At 74.5% G+C, this 23,328-nt stretch carries 18 protein-coding genes; 13 read left to right on the forward strand and 5 right to left on the reverse strand.

Annotation, left to right across the window (positions count from 1 at the left end; all coding sequences use genetic code 11):
• Positions 1–72: 72 nt before the first annotated feature.
• From ACIO5E_RS32450 to ACIO5E_RS32470, 5 genes are all read left to right on the forward strand, one after another.
• Positions 73–3,960, forward strand: coding sequence for a Pls/PosA family non-ribosomal peptide synthetase (locus tag ACIO5E_RS32450; RefSeq protein WP_400674772.1), 3,888 nt, complete (start codon positions 73–75; stop codon positions 3,958–3,960).
• A complete protein-coding gene (locus tag ACIO5E_RS32455) occupies positions 3,942–5,321 on the forward strand; it encodes a M1 family metallopeptidase (RefSeq protein ID WP_400674773.1) in 1,380 nt (459 codons plus the stop codon). The genes ACIO5E_RS32450 and ACIO5E_RS32455 overlap by 19 nt, the downstream gene beginning before the upstream one ends.
• A 194-nt stretch (positions 5,322–5,515) precedes the next feature.
• Entirely contained in the window at positions 5,516–6,895 is a 1,380-nt protein-coding gene (locus tag ACIO5E_RS32460) for a serine hydrolase domain-containing protein (RefSeq protein ID WP_400674775.1), read from the forward strand.
• Positions 6,896–7,199: 304 nt separating this feature from the next.
• Entirely contained in the window at positions 7,200–8,039 is an 840-nt protein-coding gene (locus ACIO5E_RS32465) for a GNAT family N-acetyltransferase (protein ID WP_400674777.1), read from the forward strand.
• A complete protein-coding gene (locus ACIO5E_RS32470; RefSeq protein ID WP_400674779.1) occupies positions 8,036–8,857 on the forward strand; it encodes a lysophospholipid acyltransferase family protein in 822 nt (273 codons plus the stop codon). The genes ACIO5E_RS32465 and ACIO5E_RS32470 overlap by 4 nt, the downstream gene beginning before the upstream one ends.
• Positions 8,858–8,935: 78 nt before the next feature.
• Here ACIO5E_RS32470 and ACIO5E_RS32475 read toward each other — a convergent pair whose 3' ends face one another.
• Positions 8,936–10,549 (reverse strand): MFS transporter, encoded by a 1,614-nt coding sequence (locus tag ACIO5E_RS32475; protein ID WP_400674781.1) that lies wholly within the window; start codon positions 10,547–10,549, stop codon positions 8,936–8,938.
• A gap of 124 nt (positions 10,550–10,673) precedes the next feature.
• On the opposite strand from ACIO5E_RS32475, the gene ACIO5E_RS32480 reads away from it, so the two are divergent.
• From ACIO5E_RS32480 to ACIO5E_RS32490, 3 genes are all read left to right on the forward strand, one after another.
• Complete coding sequence (locus ACIO5E_RS32480) at positions 10,674–11,351, forward strand: TetR/AcrR family transcriptional regulator (RefSeq protein WP_400674782.1); 678 nt, start codon at positions 10,674–10,676, stop codon at positions 11,349–11,351.
• Positions 11,352–11,516: 165 nt separating this feature from the next.
• On the forward strand, positions 11,517–12,470 hold the full coding sequence (gene pip / locus ACIO5E_RS32485) for a prolyl aminopeptidase (protein WP_400674784.1): 954 nt from the start codon (positions 11,517–11,519) through the stop codon (positions 12,468–12,470).
• A gap of 62 nt (positions 12,471–12,532) precedes the next feature.
• Positions 12,533–13,531, forward strand: a complete 999-nt coding sequence (locus ACIO5E_RS32490) for a YdcF family protein (protein WP_400674786.1) — start codon at positions 12,533–12,535, stop codon at positions 13,529–13,531.
• Positions 13,532–13,684: 153 nt separating this feature from the next.
• Here ACIO5E_RS32490 and ACIO5E_RS32495 read toward each other — a convergent pair whose 3' ends face one another.
• A complete protein-coding gene (locus ACIO5E_RS32495) occupies positions 13,685–14,233 on the reverse strand; it encodes a PaaI family thioesterase (protein WP_400674788.1) in 549 nt (182 codons plus the stop codon).
• Positions 14,234–14,434: 201 nt separating this feature from the next.
• Here ACIO5E_RS32495 and ACIO5E_RS32500 point away from each other — a divergent pair, with 201 nt between their 5' ends.
• A complete protein-coding gene (locus ACIO5E_RS32500; RefSeq protein WP_400674790.1) occupies positions 14,435–15,877 on the forward strand; it encodes a PHB depolymerase family esterase in 1,443 nt (480 codons plus the stop codon).
• 23 nt (positions 15,878–15,900) lie between these two features.
• Here the strand turns inward: ACIO5E_RS32500 and mca are convergent, their stop codons facing one another.
• Together mca and ACIO5E_RS32510 are read right to left on the reverse strand one after the other, a co-directional pair.
• On the reverse strand, positions 15,901–16,791 hold the full coding sequence (mca, locus tag ACIO5E_RS32505; protein ID WP_400674792.1) for a mycothiol conjugate amidase Mca: 891 nt from the start codon (positions 16,789–16,791) through the stop codon (positions 15,901–15,903).
• A gap of 52 nt (positions 16,792–16,843) precedes the next feature.
• On the reverse strand, positions 16,844–17,656 hold the full coding sequence (locus ACIO5E_RS32510) for an MFS transporter (RefSeq protein ID WP_400674978.1): 813 nt from the start codon (positions 17,654–17,656) through the stop codon (positions 16,844–16,846).
• 134 nt (positions 17,657–17,790) lie between these two features.
• On the opposite strand from ACIO5E_RS32510, the gene ACIO5E_RS32515 reads away from it, so the two are divergent.
• From ACIO5E_RS32515 to ACIO5E_RS32525, 3 genes are all read left to right on the forward strand, one after another.
• Positions 17,791–18,531, forward strand: coding sequence for a TetR/AcrR family transcriptional regulator (locus ACIO5E_RS32515; RefSeq protein ID WP_400674795.1), 741 nt, complete (start codon positions 17,791–17,793; stop codon positions 18,529–18,531).
• Between the two features lie 97 nt (positions 18,532–18,628).
• Positions 18,629–19,309, forward strand: coding sequence for a DUF6445 family protein (locus tag ACIO5E_RS32520; protein WP_400674797.1), 681 nt, complete (start codon positions 18,629–18,631; stop codon positions 19,307–19,309).
• A gap of 297 nt (positions 19,310–19,606) precedes the next feature.
• Entirely contained in the window at positions 19,607–20,860 is a 1,254-nt protein-coding gene (locus tag ACIO5E_RS32525) for an MFS transporter (RefSeq protein ID WP_400674800.1), read from the forward strand.
• A gap of 39 nt (positions 20,861–20,899) precedes the next feature.
• Here ACIO5E_RS32525 and ACIO5E_RS32530 read toward each other — a convergent pair whose 3' ends face one another.
• Positions 20,900–21,424 (reverse strand): YcxB family protein, encoded by a 525-nt coding sequence (locus ACIO5E_RS32530; protein WP_400674802.1) that lies wholly within the window; start codon positions 21,422–21,424, stop codon positions 20,900–20,902.
• A 335-nt stretch (positions 21,425–21,759) separates the two neighbouring features.
• Between ACIO5E_RS32530 and ACIO5E_RS32535 the strand changes: the two genes are divergently transcribed.
• Entirely contained in the window at positions 21,760–23,199 is a 1,440-nt protein-coding gene (locus ACIO5E_RS32535) for a TolB family protein (RefSeq protein WP_400674804.1), read from the forward strand.
• Positions 23,200–23,328 lie beyond the last annotated feature (129 nt).

Genomic DNA, 23,328 nt, shown 5'->3' on the forward strand with positions numbered 1-23,328 from the left:
GAGTGCTCCCACCGCCCCCAAGGGCCGGGCATTGGTCGGAACGGGGCGAGGACGAGGAGCGTACGGGCTGCCATGACAGCTGAACCGAGCCAGCCGGAGCAGTCCGCCACACCGCCGCAAGCCCTGTTCCCGGGGCGCCCGGCCGCCGCACCGCGCACCCTGGTCGACGTCCTGGACGCCACCGTCCGTGCCCACCCGAACGAGCCGGCCCTGGACGACGGGCACACCGTCCTCAGCTACCGCGCCCTGGCCGCCGAGATCGAGCAGCTGCGCCGCCGACTGGCCACCGCCGGGATCGGCCTGGGCGACCGGGTAGGCGTGCGGGTGCCGTCGGGCACCAACGACCTGTACGTCTCGATCCTCGCCGTGCTCGCCGCCGGCGCCGCCTACGTCCCGGTCGACGCCGAGGACCCGGACGAGCGCGCCCAGCTGGTCTTCGGGGAGGCCGACGTCGCCGCGGTGCTCGGCGCCGAGCGCACCCTGACCGTCCACCGCGAGCGCGAGGCCGCCCAGCCCGATCACCCGACCATCCGCCCAGCCCCCGCCGACGACGCCTGGATCATCTTCACCTCCGGCTCCACCGGCCGCCCCAAGGGCGTGGCCGTCACCCACCGCAACGCCGCCGCCTTCGTCGACGCCGAGGCCGCGCTCTTCCTCCAGGACGAGCCGATCGGCCCCGGCGACCGGGTGATGGCCGGGCTGTCCGTCGCCTTCGACGCATCCTGCGAGGAGATGTGGCTGGCCTGGCGGCACGGCGCCTGCCTGGTGCCCGTACCCCGCTCCCAGGTCCGCAGCGGCGCCGACCTCGGCCCCTGGCTGGCGGAGCAGGAGATCACCGTGGTCTCCACCGTCCCGACACTGGCCGCGCTCTGGCCGGCCGAGGCGCTCAACGAGGTGCGGCTGCTGATCTTCGGCGGCGAGGCCTGCCCGCCCGAGCTGGTCCAGCGCCTGGTCACCGAGGGTCGCGAGGTCTGGAACACCTACGGGCCCACCGAGGCCACCGTGGTCGCCTGCGCCGCGCTGCTGACCGGCGACGGCCCGGTCCGGATCGGCCTGCCGCTGGACGGCTGGGACCTGGCCGTGGTCGACGAGGCCGGCGCGCCGGTCGCGGCCGGCGGCACCGGCCAGCTGGTGATCGGCGGCGTCGGCCTGGCCCGCTACCTCGACCCGGAGAAGGACGCCGAGAAGTACGCGCCGCTGCCCTCGCTCGGCTGGGAGCGCGCGTACCGCAGCGGCGACCTGGTTCAGGCCGACCCGGCGGGTCTGCTGTTCCTCGGCCGCACCGACGAGCAGATCAAGCTCGGCGGCCGCCGGATCGAGCTCGGTGAGGTCGACGCGGCGCTGCAGGCCCTGCCCGGCGTGGCCGGTGCGGCCGCCGCCGTCCGCACCGCGCGCGGCGGCAACCAACTGCTGGTCGGCTACCTGGTCGTCCAGGACGGCTACGACCGCGAGCAGGCCGTCGAGCGGCTGCGCGCCGAGCTGCCGGCCGCCCTGGTGCCCTTGCTCGCGCCGGTCGACACCCTGCCCACCCGCACCTCCGGCAAGGTCGACCGCAACGCCCTGCCCTGGCCGCTGCCCGAGCTGGAGAGCGCCGGGCCGAGCGAGCAGCTGTACGGCACCGAGGCCTGGCTGGCCGAGCAGTGGGCCGAGATCCTCGGCGTGACGGTGAGCGGCCCGCGCGACGACTTCTTCGCCATCGGCGGCGGCAGCCTGGCCGCTGCCCGGCTCACCACCCTGCTGCGCACCCGTTACCCGAACGCCGCCGTGCTGGACGTCTACCAGCACCCGACGCTGCGCAAGCTCGCCCGGCACCTGGAGCGCTCCGCCGCGCAGGGCGGCGAGACCCGCACCATCACCCTGGTGCCGACCAGGGCCAAGCTGCTCCAGCTGCTCCTGCTGATCCCGCTGTTCACGGTGGTCGGCCTGCGCTGGACGGTCGCCCTGCTGGCCGCCGGCAACCTGCTCTCCCACCTCGGCGACTACCCGTGGGCGCCCACCGCCTCCTGGTGGGCGGTCGGCGCGGGCGCCCTGGCGCTCTACACCCCGGCGGGCCGGCTGGCCATCGCGGCCGGCGGTGCCCGGCTGCTGCTGCGCGGCCTGCGCCCGGGCAGCTACCCGCGCGGCGGCGCCACCCACCTGCGGCTCTGGGCCGCCGAGCGGCTCGCCGAGATCAGCGGCGCCACCTCGCTGTCCGGCGCCTGGCTGGTCCGCTACGCCCGTGCCCTGGGCGCCAAGGTCGCGCCCGAGGTGGACCTGCACTCGCTGCCGCCGGTCACCGGGATGCTGAAGCTGGGCCGCGGCTGCGCCGTCGAGGCCGAGGTGGACCTGTGCGGCTACTGGCTGGACGGCGACCAGCTGGAGGTCGGCCAGGTCAAGGTCGGCTCCGGCGCCGTGGTCGGCACCCGTTCGACCCTGCTGCCCGGCGCCCGGGTCGGCAAACGCGCCCAGGTGGTGGCCGGCTCCAGCGTCACCGGCCAGGTGCCGACCGGCCAGCGCTGGGGCGGGGCGCCGGCCGTCAAGCTGGGCCGCGCCGAGCGGGCCTGGCCCAAGGAGCGCCCGCCGCACCGGACCTTCTGGGCCGCGCTGTACGGCGCCAGCGGCACGGCGCTCGGCCTGCTGCCGGTGCCGCCCGCGCTGGCCGCGCTCGCGGTGCTCACCGGCTTCGTCCACCAGGGCGACGGCCTCGGCACGGCGCTCGGCGGCGCGCTGCTCGGCCTGCTGCCCGCCACCCTGGCCTACGGCGCGGTGTACGCGGCGCAGCTGGTGGCCGCCGTCCGGCTGCTGAGCCGAGGCCTCGTCCCCGGGGTGCACCCGCTGCACGGCCGGGTCGGCTGGCAGGCGTGGACCGTCACCCAGCTGATGGACCAGGCCCGGGAGGTGCTGTTCCCGCTGTACGCGGGGCTGGTCACGCCGCTGTGGCTGCGGGCGCTCGGGATGCGGGTCGGCCGGGGCGCGGAGGTGTCCACGGTGCTGGCGTTGCCCAGCCTGACCACCGTCGGCGACGGCGCGTTCCTGGCCGACGACACCCTGATCGCGCCGTACGAGCTGGGCGGCGGCTGGGTGCGGCTCGGAGAGGCGAAGGTCGGCGAGCGGGCGTTCCTCGGGAACTCGGGGATGACCGCGCCGGGACGGGCGGTGCCCAAGCGGGGTCTGGTGGGCGTGCTGTCGGCGACACCGGCGAAGGCCAAGAAGGGCGGCTCGTACCTGGGCATGCCGCCGATGCGGCTGCCGCGCGCGGCGGACGAGTCCGACCAGAGCCTGACCTACGAGCCGCCGGCCCGGCTGCTCTGGGCGCGCGGGCTGGTCGAGCTGGCCCGGTTGCTGCCGGTGCTGGCCTCGGGGGCGCTCGGCGTGCTGACCGTCGCGGCGCTGTCGCGGCTGGCCTCCTCCTGGTCGGCGGGCGTGGCCGCACTGCTGTCGGGCCTGGTGCTGCTGGCGGCCGGCGCGGCGGCCTGCACGGTCGCGGTGGCGGCCAAGTGGCTGCTGGTGGGCCGGTTCCGGGCGGTGGAGCACCCGCTGTGGAGCGGCTTCGTGTGGCGCAACGAGCTCGCGGACACCTTCGTCGAGGTGCTGGCGGTGCCGTGGCTGGTCGGCGCGGTGCCGGGCACGCCGGTGCTGAACCTCTGGCTACGGGCGCTCGGTGCGCACGTCGGGCGCGGCGTCTGGTGCGAGAGCTACTGGCTGCCGGAGGCGGACCTGGTCACCCTCGGGGACGGCGTCACCATCAACCGGGGCTGTGTGGTGCAGACGCACCTCTTCCACGACCGGATCATGCGGATGGATACTGTGGTCCTCCGCGAGGGCGCCACCCTGGGCCCGGGCGGCATCGTGCTGCCCGGCAGCACGGTGGGCGCGCGCAGCACGCTGGGCCCGGCCTCGCTGGTGATGCGCGCCGAGTCCGTCCCCGCCGACACGCGGTGGCTGGGCAACCCCATCGAGGCGTGGCAGCCCACGTCATGACCACCCGTCCCGGCCCGCAGGAAGCGCACGTCCCCGTGAAGCCCAAGCACGCCCCGGCGGCCGCCGCCACTCCGGACCCGTACTTCCCGACCAGCGGCGACCACCGCTACCGGGTCCACCGTTACGAACTCGCACTGGACTACCGGCCCGGACCGAACCGGCTGGCGGCCTCGGCCCGCCTGAGCGCCGTGGCGGACGCGGCGCTGGCCGAGTTCGCACTGGACCTGGCCGAGTTCCGGCTCGGGCGGGTGCTGGTCGACGGCAAGGCCGCCCGCTACACCCACCGCGGCGGCAAGCTGCGGATCCGCCCGGCCAAGGCCCTGGCGGCGGGCGCGGCGTTCACCGTCGAGGTGCACTACACCGGCAACCCCCGCCCGGTGCGCAGCCCGTGGGGCGGCCTGGGCTGGGAGGAGCTGGCCGAGGGCTCGCTGGTCGCCAGCCAGCCGATCGGCGCGCCGTCCTGGTTCCCGTGCAACGACCGGCCCGCCGACAAGGCGACGTACCAGATAGCGGTCACCACCCCGTCCCCGTTCACCGTGGTGGCGAGCGGCCGGCTGCTCACCCGCACCACCCGGGCCTCCAGCACCACCTGGGTGTACGAGCAGGGTGCGCCGACCTCGCCGTACCTGGTGACGGTGTCGATCGGCCACTACCGGCCGGTGCCGCTGGCGACGCGTCCGGCCGTGCCGCAGACCGGCTACGTCCCGGAGCGGCTGGTCCCCGAGTTCACCCGGGACTTCGGCCGGCAGCCGGAGATGATGGCGTACTTCACCGAGGTCTTCGGGCCGTACCCGTTCGGCGAGTACGCGGTGGTCGTCGCGGACGAGGAGTTGGACGTCCCGGTGGAGGCGCAGGGCGTCGCCACCTTCGGGACGAACCACCTCGGCGGCGGTTGGGAACGCGAGCGGCTGATCGCCCACGAGCTGTCCCACCAGTGGTTCGGCAACAGCGTGACGATCGCCGACTGGCGGCACATCTGGCTGAACGAGGGCTTCGCCAAGTACGCCGAGTGGCTGTGGTCCGAGCACGCCGGCGGCCCCGCCGCGGCCACCCACGCCGCCGCCGCGCACGGTCTGCTGACCGGGCTCCCGCAGGACCTCAGGCTCGCCGACCCGGGCCGGAAGCTGATGTTCGACGACCGGCTGTACCAGCGCGGCGGCCTGGCCGTGCACGCGCTGCGGCGGGCCCTGGGCGAGGACGCCTTCTTCGCGATGCTGCGGGACTGGACGAGCGTCCACCGGCACGGTGTCGTCGGCACCGCCGACCTGCTCGGACACGCCTCCCGGTACGCCGCCGCCCCGCTCGGCCCGCTCTTCGAGGCCTGGCTGGACCGGCCCGAACTGCCGCCGCTGCCGGGCTGACCGGGCACACCGGGCTCACCGGGCTCACCGGGCACACCGGGCACGGGGGTCCGGACCCTGGGCGACATAGCCGGGCACTCGCGGAAATAACGGGTGGATCCTCCGAAGCGGCGTGACTAGGTTGAGTTCGTTTGCCGCCCGCGTTCGCCGACCGGCCCCGTCGACGGACCTCGCCGAAGGATTCAGAGGATCAGATGACCGATCAGCCCGACGAACTGCTGCCGACCACCCGCCGCGCCCTGCTGCACCGGATCGCCGTCGCCCAGGCCGAAGGCCGCACGCCCTCACTGGCCGCCGGCGTGGTCCGGGACGGTCAGCTGGTCTGGAGCGGCGCCCGCAGCATGGTCGACGGGCACGCGCCGACCCCGGACGTCCAGTACCGGATCGGCTCGCTCACCAAGACCTTCGTCGCCGTGCTGGTGCTGCGGCTGCGTGACGAGGGCCTGCTCGACCTCGCCGACCAGCTGGCCCGCCACCTGCCCGGCACCCCGGCCGACGACGCGACCATCGCGCAGCTGCTCGCCCACACCGCCGGGCTCGCCGCCGAGACCCCCGGGCCCTGGTGGGAGCGGACCGACGGCTCCCTGCGGCCCGGCCTCGACGACCTGCTGGAGCCCGGCGCCGCCGTCAAGCACCCGGCCGGGCGCCTCCACCACTACTCCAACCCCGGCTACGCGCTGCTCGGCGCGCTGGTCGAACGGCTGCGCGGCGAGCCCTGGGGCGAGGTGCTGCGGCGCGAGGTCCTGGCGCCGCTCGGCATGGACCGCACCACCGTGCTGCCCGAGCACCCGCACGCCGGAGGCTTCGCCGTCCACCCGTGGGCCGACGTCATGCTGCCGGAGCCGCTCACCGACACCGGGCTGATGGGCCCGGCCGGCCAACTCTGGTCCACCGTCGCCGACCTCGCCCGCTGGGCGGCCTTCCTCGCCGCCGGGGACGACAAGGTGCTCGCCGCCGACACGCTCGCCGAGATGCGCCGGCCCGCCACCGGCCCCGAGGACGCGAACTGGACCTCCGCCTACGGCCTCGGCCTGCAACTGCGCCGCGACGAGGGCCGGGTGCTGTACGGCCACACCGGCTCGATGCCCGGTTTCACCGCCGGACTGTGGGTCAGCGAGCAGGACGGGCTGGCCGCGGTCGCCCTCTCCAACGCCACCACCGGCGCCAACACCTCGCTGCTGGCCGCCGAGTTGATCGCCCTGACCGCCGAGCACGAACCCCGGCTGCCCGAGCCCTGGCGCCCGCTGCCCGAGGTCGACGAGGAGCTGCTGGCACTCACCGGCCCCTGGTACTGGGGCACTTCGGCGCAGGCCCTGCGGCTGCGCGCCGACCGCGCCCTGGAACTGACCCCGCTCTCCGGCGGCGCCCGCAGCTCCCGCTTCCGCGCCGAGCCGGACGGCACCTGGACCGGGCTGGACAACTACTACGCGGGCGAGACCCTGCGGGTGGTCCGGGCCGCCGACGGCACGGTCAGCCACCTGGACCTCGGCTCCTTCGTCCTCACCCGCGAACCGTACGGCCCGGCGGCCGCCGTCCCGGGCGGCGTCGACCCGGACGGCTGGCAGGCGTTCTAGGGCCTACCCTCCGGCTCGTTCGAGGGCGTGAGAACCGGCCCGGGGGCGCGTGGGCTCCCGGGCTGTCCGCGCTCTTGTCCACCCTCCGCGGGCGAGCGCCCGGTGCCCGGCAGATGACCGGGAGGCAACGGGTGGTCCCATTCAGCAGTTGCACATCTGCGCTCCGCCGCGCCGCAACATAAACGCCAACCGGCTCGGAGAGACATACGGAGACCGGTTCGCGTGCAGGCTCAACGCCCGCGGGCCGGGCCGGTGCCCTGGTGATCCTGGGCGCCGCCGATCGTGCTGCCCTGGAGGGTCCGCCATGACCACCGTCCCCACGTACGCTCCGACCGCAGTCGCCCCCACCCACGATGCCCCGGCCGTTCCCGCCCCCCGCCAGCAGCAGACCCCGGCCGCCGGGTACACCGTCTCGCTCGCCCGCGACGGCGACGACGTGCGCGCCGCCCAACGGCTGCGCCACCAGGTGTTCGCCACCGAGCTCGGTGCCGTCCTGCACAGCCCGGTCGCCGGTCTGGACGTCGACCCCTTCGACGAGTACTGCGACCACCTCCTGGTCCGCGAGGGCGAGCACGGCGCCGTCGTCGGCACCTACCGGCTGCTGCGTCCCGAAGCCGCCCGACGGGCCGGCCGACTCTACTCCGACGGCGAGTTCGAGCTCTCCGCCCTCGCCCCCGTCCGCCCGGGCCTGGTCGAACTCGGCCGCTCCTGCATCCACCCCGACCACCGGGGCAACGGCGCCGTCATCAACCTGATGTGGGGCGGCATCGCCCGCTACCTCGCCGACACCGGCAACACCTGGGTCGGCGGCTGCTGCTCGATCGCCCTGGACGACGGCGGCGCCACCGCGGCCCGGGTCTGGGACACCGTCAGCGCCAAGTACCTGGCCCCCGAGCAGTACCGGGTCGCCCCGCGCCGTCGCTGGGACGCCACCGGGGTACCGCGCGCCGAGCGGGGCGCGCTGCCGGCCCTGCTCCGCGGCTACCTGCGGCTCGGCGCCTGGGTCTGCGGCGAGCCCGCGTACGACCCGGACTTCGACTGCGTCGACCTGTACGTGCTGCTGTCGCTGGAGCGCACCGACCCGCGCTACCTGCGGCACTTCCTGTCCGGACTGCCCGCCCAACCCCTCGGCGCCACCTCATGAGCGGCTGGCTGCCGACGGCCCCCTGCCGGCCCGAGACCTGCCTGGACGACCCGGCGCCCGCCGTCTCGCACCCCCGACGGGCGCTGCGGCTGGCGGCCTGCCTGGCGGCCGTGGCGGTGGGCGTGCTGCTCAGCCTGCCGCTCCGCTTCCTCCCGTACGGCACCCGGGAGCGACTGATCCGCCTCTGGGCGCGCGTCCTGCTGCGCACCCTCGGGGTCACCGTCCACCTCGGAACGCCCGGCGGCGGGGTCGGCGGGGTCGGCGGCGGGACGCTCGTGGTGGCCAACCACGTGTCCTGGCTGGACATCCCGCTGATCGCGGCGGGCCGCCCGGGCCGCTCGCTGGCCAAGACCGAGGTCCGGCACTGGCCGGTGGTCGGGCCGCTGATCGCCTGGGGCGGCACCGTGTTCCTGGACCGCGACCGGCTGCGCGCGCTGCCGGGCACCGTGGCGGCGGTGGCCGAGGTGCTGCGTGCCGGGCACCCGGTGATCGTCTTCCCGGAGGGGTCGACCTGGTGCGGGCGGGAGAGCGGCCGGTTCCGGCCCGCGCTGTTCCAGGCCGCGGTGGAGGCGGGTGCCTTCGTCCAGCCGGTGACGATCCGCTACCGGCTGTCGGACGGTCGCCCGACGAGTGTTCCCGCCTTCGTCGGCGACGACGGGCTGCTCACCTCGCTCGCCCGGGTGGTCGCGGTGCGCGGGCTGGTCGCCGATGTGACGTTCCTGCCACCGATTCCGCCGCCCGCGCCGCAGGCCACCCGGGCGGGGGCACGGCGGGAACTGGCCCGCACGGCGCAGGCGGCGGTCGAGGGCATCCGCTGACGTGCTGTCACCGGGCGCACCGGAGACATCGGGTGCACCGGGCGCACCGGGCGCACCGGGCGCACCGGGCGCACCGGGTCAGGCCGGCCGGGCCTCGGCCAGCGGCTCGGGCTCCTGGCTCGACTCCGAGTCCTGGCTCACCTCCGGATCCGGGTCGGTCTCAAGGAGCTCGGTGCCGCCGGGCCCCGCCGGGCGGGCCCGGCTCAGCAGGACGGCGACCACGACGGCGGTGACGGCGAGCGCGGCCGCACCGCAGCGCGTCGCGAGGTGGATGCCGTCGATGAAGGCGCCGTCCACCGCCTCCCGGACCGGGCCGGGCAGCGCGGCGGCCGCACCGCCACCGCCGTGCCCCGCCCCGGCGGGCGCGTCCGCGATCGGGCCGACGGCGCCCGGTGGCACGCCGAGCCGGTGCAGGGCGGCGGTCAGGGTGCCGGTCATCCGGTTCGTCAGCACGGCGCCGAGGACCGCGATCCCGAGGACACCGCCCAGTTCACGCAGGGTGTTGATGGTCGCCGAGGCCATCCCGGTCTGCGCCGGGGCGACCCGCTGGAGCACCGCGATCGACATCGGGGTGAAGGTCATCCCCATCCCGAGGCCCATCGCGAACAGGGTCCACAGGTATTCGACGTAGTGGGCGTGCTCGCCGTAGAGGGACAGCCCGCCGAGGCCCGCCGCGCACAGGGCGAGGCCGAGCACCAACGGAAGCCGGGGGCCGTACCGCGAGGTCAGCCGGCCGGAGACCGGGGCGGCGATGACGATCATCCCGGTCATCGGCAGCCCGGCGTAGCCGGCGTCGGACGGGGACCAGCCGAGCGGGCCCTGCATCAGCAGCGGTAGGAAGAACAGCGCTCCGAAGATCCCGAAGCTGACCATGAAGCCACTGAGCAGCGCACCCCCGAGGACGCCGTCGCGGAACAGCCTCAGCTCCAGCATCGGTTCGGCGAGGCGCAGTTCGAGTACCAGGAAGGCGGCCAGCAGCACGATCGCCGCGACACCGCAGAGCAGCACCCGGGTGTCCGTCCAGCCGCGGGACGGACCCTCGATCAGCGCGTAGACCAGCAGGCCGAGACCCGCGGCGGAGAGGGCGAGGCCGCCGAGGTCGATCCGCCGGGCGCGCGGCGGGATGTCCGGGAGGACGCGGGCGGCGAGCACCAGGCCGGCCACGCCGATCGGCACGTTGATCCAGAACACGCTGGCCCAGCCGAGGTGTTCGACCATCGGCCCGCCGACCACCGGGCCGATGGACAGCCCCAGCGCGGAGACCCCGGACCACAGGCCGATGGCCTTGGCGCGCTCGCGCTCGTCGGTGAAGACGTGGCGCAGCAGGGCGAGGCTGCCCGGGGTGAGCAGTGCGGCCCCGACGCCCTGGAGCATCCGGGCGCCGACCAGCAGGCCGATCGTGCCGGCGAGCGCGGCGAGCGCGGAGCCGACCGTGAACAGCGCGAGGCCGAGCCGGAACGTCCGGGTGCGGCCGTGGCGGTCGCCGAGCGCACCACCGGTCAGCACGAGCGCGGCGTAGACGAGGCTGTAGCCCTCGGCGACCCATCGGAGGCCGCTGATCCCGGTGTCCAGGTCCTGCCCGATGCGGGGCAGGGCGTTGTTGACGATGACGTTGTCCAGCATGGACATGAACATGGTGACGCAGAGCGTCAGTAGCGCGAGCCGTTTGCGCCGGGCACTCGACTCCTGCATGGGGAACCCTCCCGATCCGTGGCCCCTAACAGCGTTAGGGAGTGATGCGGCACGCACAGAGTGCCCCTAACGGTGTTAGATTGCAAGCGGGATTCGCGAGACCACGGGAGGCGTCCGCACAGCCATGCCGGAGAACGACGACACGACACCTCCGCTGACCAGGGAGGCACTGACCCAGGCCGCGCTGCGGGTCCTGGAACGGGACGGCCTCGCCGGGCTGTCGATGCGCAAGGTCGCCGCCGAGGTCGGCGTCAAGGCGGCCTCGCTGTACTGGCACGTCCGCAACAAACAGGAACTGCTGGACCTGCTCACCGACGCGGTGATGGCCTCGGCCGAACCCCCGCCGCGTGAGGGCGGCTGGCGCGAGCAGTTCCACGCCTACTGCTCGCGCTACCGCCGGCTGCTGCTCGACAACCGCGACGCCGCCAAGGTCGTCGCGGGCCGTCTCGCCCCCGGACCCCACCTGCTCGCCGTGATGGAGGACCAACTCGACCGCCTCCGCGCGGCCGGCTTCTCCGACGCCGACGCCGCCATGGCCACCTACCTGCTGGGCGCCTTCGTCCAGGGATTCGTCCTCCAGGAGCAGTCGCCGATCTCGGCCGCCGAAGTCCTCGGCACCAGCCGCCGGGACATCGCCGACGCCGCCGGCGACCGCTTCCGCTCCCTGCCGGCGGACACCTTCCCCAACCTGGTCGCCCTGGCCGGCGACCTCACCGAACCCGACATGGACGCCCGCTTCGAGTTCTGCGTGCAGCGCATCCTCGACGGGCTCGCGGCCCTGCTGCCGGTCGACCGGCGGTGACCCGACCCGTGGCACGTACGACGGCCGGCCGCCTTCCGCGTCGGGCGGGCCGAGTCCGGGGCGCCGATAATCTGCGGTTCGGCCTCCGAGCACCGGCTAGGGTCGGTGCGACCGGCCCTGGTCCCGCCAGGCGATCCGACCACACGTCCACGGAGGAGTTCCGCGATGCCCGAGCTGTACCCCCTCTACGAGCCGTACGCCCAAGGCCTGCTGGACGTCGGCGACGGGCAGCGGATCCACTGGAACGCCTCCGGCAACCCGGCGGGCAAACCCGCCGCTGTCGTGCACGGCGGGCCCGGGTCCGGCCACCAGCCGGGCGTCCGCCGGTACTTCGACCCCGAGCGGTACCAGGTGGTCCAGTTCGACCAGCGCGGCTGCGGGCAGAGCCTGCCGCACGCCGCCGACCCGGCGACCGGGCTGGAGCACAACACCACCGACCGGCTGATCGCGGACATGGAGCGGCTGCGCGAACACCTCGGCATCGAGAAGTGGCTGCTGCACGGCGGCTCCTGGGGCTCCACGCTGATCCTCGCCTACACCCAGGCCCACCCCGAGCGGGTCTCCGGGATCGTGATCTGCGGGGTCACCACGACCCGCCCCGAGGAGACCGACTGGCTCTACCGGGGCGTCGCCCGCTTCCTGCCCGGCCCGTGGGCGGAGTTCCGGGACTTCCTGCCGGCCGCCGACCGGGACGGCGACCTGGTGGCCGCCTACAGCCGACTGCTCAACAGCCCGGACGAGACCGTCCGGCGGGCCGCCGCGAACGCCTGGGCCCGCTGGGAGGACGCCGTCATCGCGCACGAGGTGCTGGGCAAGCCGAACGCGTACAGCGACCGCCCCTCCGACGCGCTGATGGCGTTCACCCGGATCACCGCGCACTACTTCGCGCACCGCGCCTTCCTGGCGGACGACCAACTGCTGCGCGACGCCGGGCGACTGGCCGGCATCCCGGGCGAACTGATCCACGGCCGGCTGGACCTCGGCTCGCCGCTCGACACCGCATGGCGGCTGGCCCGGGCCTGGCCGGAGGCCCGACTGACCGTCATCGACGAGTCCGGGCACACCGGGAGCCCGACGATGACGGAGGCGGTCCTCGCGGCGATCGAGCGGTTCGCCTGAGAGACCGGCTCCGGGGGCGGACGGTCGATTCGCGCGAACGGCCTACGCCTACGATACGAGGCATGATCGTCTATGCCCCAGCCGCCCTGTTCTTCCTGTTGTTCGGAATAGGGGTACTACGGGACCGCCGCCAGTTCAGCAACGCCGTCCTGCTCGGTATCTCCGTCTCCCTGCTGGCCCTCGCCCTGCTCGCCGAACTCCGCAAGGCGCCCACGCTGGTGGCGGAGCTCGTGGCGGTCGCGATCATCCTGCTGCCGGCCGTGGGCACGATGGCCCTGGTCTGGTTCCTGATCTCCAACGGCCTGACCATGATCCGAAAGGAGGGTAGACGGCCCGCCAACCTGCTGTCGCTGCTCGCCGGACTGGGCATTCTCGCCGTCATCGCGCTGCTGTTCGTCGCCCTGGCCACCCGCTCGCGCCAACTCGGCGTCCTCGCGGGCACCGCCGTCCTGGTGGTCGGCTACATCTCCTTCCTGTTCGTCTGCTTCGTCGGCTACGCGTTCCTGTACGGCCGCCACCGGCCCCGCCGGGACGTGGACTTCGTGGTCGTCCTCGGCTCCGGGTTGATCGGCGGCGAGCGCGTCCCGCCGCTGCTCGCCAGCCGGCTCGACCGGGGCCGGGAGGTGTACGACCGGCAGGCCGCCCGTGGCAACCCGCCGATGCTGATCACCTCGGGCGGCCAGGGCCCCGACGAGAAGCTGCCGGAGTCCCACGCGATGGCCGACTACCTGACCGGGCGCGGCTTCCCGGCCGAACACATCGAGCGCGAGGACCGCTCGCGCACCACCGAGGAGAACCTGCTCTTCAGCAAGGCCATCATGGAGCAGGCCAAGCCCGACTACCGCTGCGTCGTGGTCACCAACAACTTCCACGCCTTCCGGGCGGCGCTCACCGCCCGCCGGACCGGCGTCAACGGGCACGTGTTCGGCTCCCCGACCGCCGCGTACTACTGGCCGAGCGCGACGATCCGCGAGTTCGCCGCCGTGTTCCTCTCGCACAAGCTGATCAACTTCGGGATCTGCGGCCTCCTCGCGCTCTGCGGCCTGCTCGCGGCCCTCTGACCCCCGCCGGCCCCGACACTTCGAGCACGCCCCGGTCGCCACTGCGGCCGGGGCCCGCTCGTTCACGGTCAGGGTTCCCCGACAAGGCCCCACCAGGGCCCACACCAAGGCCGCCGCTTGGGCCGCCGGTCAGGCCGTCGCTTGAGTCGCCGGTCAGGCCGCCGGGCGGGGCGCCAGGATCGCGCAGGTGGTGGTGGCGTGCGCGTAGAGCTTGTCGTTCTCCACCCCTACCACCCTGGCCTCGGCCGTCGCCATCGTCCGCCCGAGGTGCAGCACCAGGCCCTCGCAACGCAGCAGCCCCGAGTCGGCGAACAGCGGGCGCAGCATGTGGACGTTCAACTGCGTGGTGGTGTAGCCGATCCCGGCGGGCAGCCGGCTCAACACGGCGCAGCCGAGCGCCGAGTCGAGCAGGGTGGCGAGGTAGCCGCCGTGCACGGTGTTCATCGGGTTGTAGAGATGGTCGCCGAGTTCGCCCTCGAAGACCGCCGTGCCCGGCTTCACCTCGGTCAGGTGAAAGCCCAGGGTGCTGCAGATCGCGGGCTCCTGGATCCGCCCGGCGAGGATCTCGTGCAGGATCTCCTCTCCGGTCAGGTGCGGGAAGGCGGAGATCGGCGGGCCGGCCGTCCAGGTGTGAGTCCGGGTGCGCGGCTCCTGGCCGTCCAGCGGGGTCGTCGCGTCGGGGGCTACCCCATGAGTCGTCATGGGACCAACCTGCCCTGTTCGCGCACGTCCCTCAAGTGCCGGTCGGCCTAAGGCCGGCACGGCGTTCCGCAGTACCGGGCCATGGCGGTCCGCGCCATGGCGGGACGGTGGACCGCGGGTGACCGCCACATGGCACCGGGGCGTGGCGCGCGCCACGCTGCTCGGCAGCCGCCCCCACTCCTCCCCCACCCAGGAGCCCCCATGCCCCTCCGCCCTGCCGTCGCCGCGCTGCTGACGGCCGCTGCCCTCGCGATCGGCACCGCCACGCCCGCCCCGGCGGTGGCCGACACCGTGAGCGGGACCTTCCAGCAGGTCTCCGGGTTCGGCGCCAACCCGGGCAACCTCGCGATGTACTCCTACACCCCCGCCGGACTGCCGGCCGGCGCGCCGCTGGTGGTCGCGCTGCACGGCTGCCTACAGAGCGCCAACGACTACTACCGCAACTCCGGTTGGACCACCTTCGCCGACCGGTACGGCTTCGCGGTGGTCTTCCCCCAGACCAGCAGTACCAACAACAGCCTCTCCTGCTTCAGCTGGTTCGACGCGGCCAAGGACGCCCGGGGCGCCGGCGAGGCGGAGTCGGTGGTCGAGATGGTCGCCAAGGCCAAGGCCCTGTACGGCTCGGACGGCCACCGGGTGTTCGTCGCCGGGCTGTCGGCCGGCGGCGGGATGGCGGCCGACCTGCTGGCCGACTACCCGGACGTGTTCGCCGGCGGGGCGATCGACTCCGGCCTCCCGGCCCACTGCGCCACCGCCCAGGGCGCCGCCTCCGGCTGCCAGAACGCCGATCAGGGACTCACCCCGGCGCAGTGGGGCGACAAGGTCCGGGCCGCGTACCCGGGTTACGCCGGACCCTGGCCCCGGGTGGCGATCTGGCAGGGCAGCGCGGACACCGTGGTCAAGCCGGTGAACGCGACGGAGCTGCGCGACCAGTGGACGAACGTCCAGGGCGTCGGCCAGCGCCCGACCGGTACCCGGAGCCTGCCGGGCGGCACCACCGAGGAGGACTACGTCGACGCAGGCGGGCAGCCCGTCGTGGCGCTGTTCACCATCTCCGGGATGGGCCACGGGCTGGCGGTCAACCCCGGCACCGGGACCGACCAGTGCGGGGCCACCGGCAGCTACTTCCTCAACACGATCTGCTCCAGCTACTACACCGCGCGGTTCTGGGGCCTGGACGGCGGCACCGGGCCCACCACCCCCGGCCTGCCCGCCCCGGCCGGACTGACCGCGACCCCGGTCGACCAGGGCTCGATCGCGCTCTCCTGGCAGGCCGTCAGCGGCGCCACCTCGTACCGGGTCTACCGGGACGGCGCCCTGGCCGGCAGCCCGACCGGCGCGACCTTCACCGACACCGGGCTCGCCTCCGGCACCGCGTACGGCTACACCGTGGCGGCGGTCGACACGGCGGGCACGGTGGGCGCCCGGTCGGCAGCGGTGACGGCGACCACCGGCGGCAGCGCTCCGCAGTGCTTCACCGACAGCAACTACAACCAGGTCCGGGCCGGTCGGGCCACCCAGAGCGGCGGCCTGACCTACGCCCTCGGCTCAGGCCAGGACATGGGGCTCTGGAACACCTTCGTGACCCACACCCTGAAGCAGACCGGCCCGGGCTACTTCGTGCTCGCCGACGGCCAGTGCTGAGCCGACGGAGGCCCACCTACGGTTCATTCGTCCTCCTCTCCTGAGCGCAGCCCCGCGAACAGGTCGGTCTCGGGCCACTCGCCCGCACCCGGCACCCGGCTCCGGGCGAGGTGGTAGTCCTCGGTCGGCCAGACCTCGCGCTCGATGTCCCTCGGGTGGGCCATGAACGCGACGCCGGGCTCGACCTGGGTGGCGTGCGCCAGCATCGCCGCGTCCCGTACGGCGAACTGTTCGGCGCAGGCCACCCGGGTGGTGGTGGCGAGGGCGGGCCGGGTGTCCGGCCAGCCCGCGAGCAGCTCGCCCATGCCCGAGGCGACGCCCCGCTCCGTCATCGCATCGTGCAGGGTCTGGAACCAGGCCCGGGAGAGCGCCAGGTGGTAGTAGAGCTTCGCCACCTGCCAGGGCTCCCCCGCCTCGGCGTGGCGGTCCGGGTCGGCCGCGGCCTCGACGGCCTCGACCGTGACCTGGTGGGTCATCACATGATCCGGGTGCGGGTACCCGCCGGTCTCGTCGTAGGTGACCACCACCTGCGGGCGGAACTGCCGGATCAGGGCGACCAGCGGCGCCGCGGCGACCGCCACCGGCTGGGCGGCGAAGCAGCCCTCCGGCAGCGGCTCCTCCGGCCCCGGCATTCCGGAGTCGACGAAGCCGAGGAACTGCTGGCGCACGCCCAGGATGTCGCGGGCCGCTGCCATCTCCTCGCGCCGGATCCGGGTGAGGTCCGCCCGCACCTCGGGCCGGTCCAGCGCCGGGTTGAGTACCGAGCCGCGCTCGCCGCCGGTGCAGGTGGCAACCAGGACGTCCACCCCTTCGGCGGCGTACCGGGCCAGCGTGGCCGCGCCCTTGCTGGACTCATCGTCGGGGTGGGCGTGGACGCTGAGCAGGCGGAGTCCGCCGGGGTGCTGGGTGAACATGGTTCCTCCGTGGATGGTGGTCGGTTGATGACCGGTCGGTAAGGGTTACTGGTCAGGCGGGCTTACGGGAGCCCGGGCAGAGCAGGGCCGGTGCGATGGCGAGCGCGGACAGGGCGAGCACCCACCAGAACGTCTCCCCGAAGGCCGCGGCAGGGTGGCCCGGCCGACCGGCCTGCGCCTGCTGGAGCGCCAGCGTCAGCACGGCCGTGCCGAGCGCCCCGCCGAGCCGGTTGAGGACGTTGACCGCGCTGGCGGCGGCCGGCACCTGCGCCCTCTCGACGCTCCCGTACACCGCCGCCATGCCGGGGATCAGGACGATCCCCATGCCCGCGCCGCGCAGCGCCAGCGAGGCGACGAGCAGCCAGTCCGCCGGGCCTCCGGCCGTGCCGCACCTGGTGAAGGCGAGCGTTCCGACCAGCGAGCAGGCGATGCCGAGCAGGATCAGCGGGCGCGGCGCGACCCGGTCGGCTATTCGGCTGCCCAGCAGCGAGGTGACGGCCGTGCCGAGCGCCTGCGGCGCGAGCAACAGCCCGGCCTCGACCGCCCCGGCGTGTTCGACCTGCTGGTAGTAGAGCGGCACCAGGAACATCGAGCCGTAGAGGGTGGCGCCCTGCAGGAAGGAGTTGGCCGTGGCGACCGCGAAGCCGCGCCGGGCGAACAGCCCCAGCTCGATCAGCGGGGCCCGGCGACCGCCCCGGCCGACCCGCAGCGCGTGCCCGACGTACGCCGCCAGCAGCGCCGCTCCCACCACCACCGCCACGAGTCCGCCCGCGCCGGCCGAGCCGCCTGCACCGATCGTGGAGAGCCCGTACGCCCCGCCCCGGCTGCCCGAGCCGTCGTCACCCTGCGCTTTCCGGTGACCGATGTGGTCATGCGCCCTCCCCTGGTCGTCCCTTCGGCGGCCGCCCCGACCACCCGGAAGAAACTTAGGACGAACCCAGAGATTAGGTCAAGCCTATTTTCTGTGACCGACCCACCGAACTGCGCTACGCTGCCCCCATGACGGAAACCGGGACCACTCCGAACCTGCGCGAGCTCAACAAGCGCCGCACCCGCGAGGCGATCTCGCACGCCGCGACCAGGCTCTTCATCGAGCAGGGCTTCGACCGCACCACCATCGCCGAGGTCGCGGCCGCCGCCGGGGTCGCCAAGATGACCGTCACCAACCACTTCCCGCGCAAGGAGGACCTCCTCCTCGACCTGCACGAGGAGATCGTCGGCAGGCTCGCCCGGGCAGTCACCGAGCGCGCGGCCGGCGAATCCGCCCTCACCGCACTCCGCCGCGACTGCCTGGCCGGCCTCGACCGGCACGACCCGCGGCTCGGATTCTCCGACCAGGCCTTCGCCCGCACCGTCGCCGACAGCCCCGCCCTGGTCGCCCGGCTGCGCGAACTGCACGAGCAGAGCGAGACCGCCCTCGCCGAGGCCCTCGCCGAAGCCGGCGCACCGGTCACCGCCTCGACCGGCCCCGAGGACGACCTGCCCGCCGACCTGCCGCTCGACCCGCCGACCGACCCGCCGACCCGCCCGCCGCTCGACCCGCCGGTCGATTTCGAGAGCCGGGTGGCCGCCGGCCTGCTCGCCGCCGTCGACCGTGCGGTGTTCACCGAGGTGTTCCGCCGCCTCCTGGCCGGCGAGGAGGCCGCCGCCATCACGGCGGCGGTCCGACCCTCGGCCGTCCGGGCCTTCGACCGACTGGAGGGCGCCCTGGGCACCTACGCCGTCCGGCCAAGCCCCTGACCTGCGGCGGGAAACGCCCCGCCCATGGGCAGCACTTGACGAAAGGTTGACCTGCTCACGGCAGAAGGTTGACGACCGCCGCCCCTATCGTCGGCCCATGCCCTCACAGCCCATCAGGTCCACCGCCCTGCCGGTCCTGCCCTACCGCAAACCCACCCGTGGCCGCGACTTCTGGGTCCTGGACAACGTCCTCCCCGACCCGGACGCCGTCCGCGAGCGCTGCCTGGCCCGCGGCGACTGGACCGAGGGCTACCCGTACCGTCCCGAGGCCTGGCCCGGCCTGCGCACCATGCCCGGCCTGGAGCCCGACGAGCTGACCCGCGTCGAGGCCCTGGTCCGCAAGGCGACCGGCGCCTCCCGGCTCTGGGTCCAGAGCACCCCGGGCGGTGGCACGCTGAACCACAACTGCGTCCAGGTCGTCGGCGCCGGGGAGTCGGATTCCCGCCCGCACACCGACTCCCGCGCCCTCTGCCGCTACGCCGCCGTGCTCTACCTCAGCCCGGGCGCGCCGAAGGACGCCGGCACCAGCTTCTACCGCCAGCAGTTCCCCGGCGGACGCCTCGGCGGCAACCTGGTCAACGCGCCGCACAACAACCTGGTCGAGGCGCTCGGCACCCGGCACGTGCCCGCCGACCACTTCACCGAGGACGTCCGCGTCCCCAACCGCTACAACCAGCTGCTGCTCTACCACGCCAACCTCATCCACAGCGCGACGACCTACTACGGCGCCGAGCTGCCGGAGCGGCGGATGACGGCCGTCTTCTTCTGGATGGCCTGACAGGCCGCCGCCGCGGACGGGCCGGGACGGCCTCTTGACGCCGCCCCGCCCGCGCCGTCGACAGTGGAAGGGACGGACCGCGCCCCTGCGGTCGCACCGGGGACCACCTGCGCCGCCCTGGGCACCAGCCCGGCCGACTGCCTCCCCATCGACGACCACGCACCCAACGCCGAAGCCGCCCGGGCCGTGGGCAGGAGGTCGCTCCCGGGCGGCTGTTCGGCGACGTTCGGGCGTTCGCCCCGCACCGCGACGACGGGGGCGCCGGCGGCCCGGAAGGCCTCGGCGAGGAACGCCCCCATGACCTCCGGAACGGACCGCTTCCGGTCCCGGCTGCTGCCGAACACCGCGCCCCGGCGGTCCTCCCGCGACTTCCGCCTCACCTGGACCGCCGGCACGGTCACCCTGGTCGGCTCGGTCCTCACCATGACGGCGATCCCGCTGCAGATCGCCGACCTCACCGGCTCACCACTGGCCGTGGGCGCGGTCGGCGCGGTCGAACTCCTCCCGACCATCCTGTTCGGCCTCTACGGCGGCGTCCTCGCCGACCGTGTCGACCTCCGCACCGTCGCCCTGGTCACCGAACTCGCGCTCGCCGCGCTCAGCGCCCTGCTGCTCGCCAACGCCCTGCTCGCCCCCCCGCTCTGGCCGCTCTACGCCGCCGCCGGGCTCGCGGCGGCGCTGCAGGGCCTCCAGCAGCCCTCCGCGGAGGCGATGATCCCCCGGCTCGTGCCGCACGGCCAGCTGGTGGCGGCGGGCGCCCTGCTCTCGCTGCGCTGGAGCATCGCCGGGCCGGCCGGACCGGCCGCCGCCGGGGTGCTCATCGCGACGGCCGGCGTCCCCGCGGCGTACCCGGTCGACCTCGGCACCTTCCTGCTCCCGATCGCCCTGCTCACCCGGGTCCGGCCCGTCCCCTCGCAACGGGACGCCGAGGCGCCGAGGCTGCGGGAGTTCGTCGACGGCGCCCGGTACGCGGCGCGCAGACCCGACCTGCTCGGTACCTACCTCGCGGATCTCGCGGCCACCGTCTGCGCCCTGCCGACCGCGCTGTTCCCGTTCCTCGCCACGGAGTTGGACGCGCAGTGGGCGCTCGGCCTGCTCTACTCGGCCGCCGCGGCGGGCGGCCTGCTCGCGGCCGCCACCGGCGGCTGGACCGAGCGGGTGCACCGGCACGGGCGGCTGGTGCTGCTCTCCGCGGCCGTCGTCAGCGCGGCGACGGCGGCCGCCTCGGTCGCCCCCGGCCTGTGGACCGTCCTGCTCTGCCTGCTCGTCGCGGGCGCCGCCCACCAGATCGGCGACACCTTCCGCAGCGCCATCTGGAACCAGTCCATTCCGGACGAACTCCGGGGCCGCGCCGCCGGGTTGGAAATGCTGATCGGCTCCGCCGGGCCCGCCCTCGGGGACCTGCGGGCCGGCGGCCTCGCCGCCCGGCAGGGCGTCCGCGTCGCACTGCGCACCGGCGGCCTGCTCTGCCTCGCCGGGTCCGCCGGCCTGTCGGCCGCGCTGCCCGCGCTCTGGCGCTACGACCGGCATGCCCAGGAACCCGCTCCGTGAACGCCCGCCCCGGCACCATGCAACCCGGTACCGTCCGCCTCAGGACCGGACGGGCACCGTGGCACGCCGGGCGATCAACTCGCCGAGCCGGCCCGGGTCGGCGGTGCCCCGCTTGGGCAGCAGAGCCAGCACGTACGTCTCCTCGTCCCCACCCAGCAGGACGAACAGCTCGGGCGTCTCCAGGTAGTGCGGCAGCTCCCGCCAGGCGAGTTCGGTGCTCGACAGCGCGGTGGTGACGGTCACCCCGGCCTCGCCGAGGACGATCCGGAACTCTCCCTTGTCCGCCGCGAGCCGCCGTACCTGACGCAGTTGCAGCCAGGGCAGTCCGACCAGCAGCAGCGCGACCGCGAGCATCACCAGGGCCGGCGGCCCGACGGTCCGGTCGGCGACCGAGGTCACCACCGCGCCGGCCGCGGCACAGGCGGCGATCAGGTACCTCGCCTTCCGGGCCCGGCGCCCCGCCGCCGTACCCCGGGCCCGGGCCGCGAAGGCCGCCCGGAAGTCCGCGGCCGTCGGCGTGTAGCGGACCTCGACCGACTCGTCCGTCTGCTGGCCGCCTTCCACCTGCCACCCCTCCCGTTCAACGCCTCTGCCGCCGGATGCCAGGGCCGGTCCGGCCGATCCGGTCGGATCAGCCCGCGGCGTCGGGCACCCGGCCGGGGGTACCTCCGGCCGGAGACCGGGGGCGGATGCCCGACGTCGCGGGCTCGACAAGATCGACCGGACAGACCCTAGCAAAGGCCGTCCGTACCCGATCCATCCCCCGCTCCCCCGGTGACGCGATTCCGCCGCTCCCGGGCGGCCACCGTTGACCGCCCGCCGCTCCCGGCGGTTGGCTCACCCCGAGCCGGCCGCCGGGGAGTTCGACGCGGCCCGGCGGAACCCAGGGGAGGGACCGGATGACCCGCACACGTTCCGTACCACGACTGCTGCGCGCGGCCGGCGCGCTGGCGGCGGCCGCGCTGGCCGCCGCCACGGTCGCGACGCCCGCCCAGGCGGACGTGCCGCGCGGCCGCACCGAGCGGGTGTCCGTCGGGCTCGACCAGGCGCAGCCCGACGGACACTCGCAGGGCGCCGGCCTGAGCGCCGCCGGCCGCTTCGCCGTCCTCACCTCGGAGGCCGCCAACCTGGTGCCCGGCGACACCAACGGCAAGTCCGACGTCTTCGTCCGCGACCTGTGGACCGGCCGGACCGAACGGGTCGACACCGGTCCGAACGGCGCCCAGGCTGCCGACGGCTCCTACGACGCCGCGATCAGCGGCAACGGCCGCTACGTGGCGTTCAGTTCCTACGCCACCAACCTCACCCCCGGCGCGAACCTCGGCTTCGAGGACGTCTACGTCCACGACCGCTGGACCGGGACCACCGAGCTGGTGTCCACCGGCCACGATCCGGCCCGGACGCAGGAGGGCCGGCAGTCCGCCCATCCGTCGCTCAGCTGGGACGGCCGGTACGTCGCCTACCAGTCCAACCGCTCCGACCTGGCCCCCGGCACGGTCACCTGGACGGGCGGCAACATCTACGTCACCGACCGCTGGACCGGCGAGACCCGGGTGGCCAGCATCGGCGCGGACGGCACCGAGGCGAACGCCTCCTCCGCCGAGCCGGTGATCAGCGCCGACGGCGGCTCGGTCGGCTTCATCTCCAAGGCCACCAACATCATCGGCAGCGGTAAGCCGGGCGCCCTCGCCGCCGAGGCCGCCGCCGAGCTCGACGGCGTCTCCGACGAGGAGTTCGTCCGCGACTCCTTCCGGCACGACGGCCGGCCCTCGATCCTCAAGCCCCGCTTCTACCCCTTCTACGTCCGCGACCTGCGCGCCGGGGAGACCGTCCTGGCCAGCACCGACGGAGCCGGTGGCTACCGCGGGGCGGCCTCCCCCGCGCTCAGCGCCGACGGCCGGTACGCCGTCTACTCCGCCCTGGTCTCGCACGGCGACGGCCCCTGGGCGCACCACTTCGAGGTCTACGTCCGCGATCTGGCGGCGGGCACCGAGACCCTGGTCAGCGTCGGGCTCCCCGGGACCACGACCACCGGCGACTCCTACGACGGGCAGATCACCGCCGACGCCCGCTGGGTCTACTTCAGCTCCACCGCCGAGAACCTGGTGCCCGGGGACACCAACAACGCCCAGGACGTCTTCCGGCGCGACCTGTGGACCGGCCGCACCGAGCGGGTCAGCGTGGCGCCGGACGGCTCGCAGACCGCGGGCAGCTCGGACCTGCCGTTCGTCGACGCCCTCGGCACCTCGGTGCTGTTCACCTCCGCGGACGGCACCCTCGTCCGCGGCGACACCAACCACGTCACCGACGTCTTCCTCCGCCGCCTGCCGCTGCTCTGACCCACTGCCGGCCTGCCCCGGGCCCTACCCGGGACCACTCCGGGGACGCATCGGGACCGAACGGCTCGCGGGGCGCGCCGGGTTGTGCGGAGGTGCGGTACGGCTGCCGGGCCCGCCCGAGCGCCCTCG

Origin of the sequence: Kitasatospora sp. NPDC087314 (assembly GCF_044744365.1) — a bacterium.
In the GTDB taxonomy this organism is placed as follows: domain Bacteria; phylum Actinomycetota; class Actinomycetes; order Streptomycetales; family Streptomycetaceae; genus Kitasatospora.

Bases quoted from the DNA above. Each gene is read 5' to 3' on its own strand.
- ACIO5E_RS32450 (WP_400674772.1), top strand. From the start codon at position 73: ATGACAGCTGAACCGAGCCAGCCGGAGCAGTCCGCCACACCGCCGCAA.
- ACIO5E_RS32460 (WP_400674775.1), top strand. From the start codon at position 5,516: ATGACCGATCAGCCCGACGAACTGCTGCCGACCACCCGCCGCGCCCTG.
- ACIO5E_RS32465 (WP_400674777.1), top strand. From the start codon at position 7,200: ATGACCACCGTCCCCACGTACGCTCCGACCGCAGTCGCCCCCACCCAC.
- ACIO5E_RS32470 (WP_400674779.1), top strand. From the start codon at position 8,036: ATGAGCGGCTGGCTGCCGACGGCCCCCTGCCGGCCCGAGACCTGCCTG.
- ACIO5E_RS32475 (WP_400674781.1), bottom strand. From the start codon at position 10,549: ATGCAGGAGTCGAGTGCCCGGCGCAAACGGCTCGCGCTACTGACGCTC.
- ACIO5E_RS32480 (WP_400674782.1), top strand. From the start codon at position 10,674: ATGCCGGAGAACGACGACACGACACCTCCGCTGACCAGGGAGGCACTG.
- pip (WP_400674784.1), top strand. From the start codon at position 11,517: ATGCCCGAGCTGTACCCCCTCTACGAGCCGTACGCCCAAGGCCTGCTG.
- ACIO5E_RS32490 (WP_400674786.1), top strand. From the start codon at position 12,533: ATGATCGTCTATGCCCCAGCCGCCCTGTTCTTCCTGTTGTTCGGAATA.
- ACIO5E_RS32495 (WP_400674788.1), bottom strand. From the start codon at position 14,233: ATGACGACTCATGGGGTAGCCCCCGACGCGACGACCCCGCTGGACGGC.
- ACIO5E_RS32500 (WP_400674790.1), top strand. From the start codon at position 14,435: ATGCCCCTCCGCCCTGCCGTCGCCGCGCTGCTGACGGCCGCTGCCCTC.
- mca (WP_400674792.1), bottom strand. From the start codon at position 16,791: ATGTTCACCCAGCACCCCGGCGGACTCCGCCTGCTCAGCGTCCACGCC.
- ACIO5E_RS32515 (WP_400674795.1), top strand. From the start codon at position 17,791: ATGACGGAAACCGGGACCACTCCGAACCTGCGCGAGCTCAACAAGCGC.
- ACIO5E_RS32520 (WP_400674797.1), top strand. From the start codon at position 18,629: ATGCCCTCACAGCCCATCAGGTCCACCGCCCTGCCGGTCCTGCCCTAC.
- ACIO5E_RS32525 (WP_400674800.1), top strand. From the start codon at position 19,607: ATGACCTCCGGAACGGACCGCTTCCGGTCCCGGCTGCTGCCGAACACC.
- ACIO5E_RS32535 (WP_400674804.1), top strand. From the start codon at position 21,760: ATGACCCGCACACGTTCCGTACCACGACTGCTGCGCGCGGCCGGCGCG.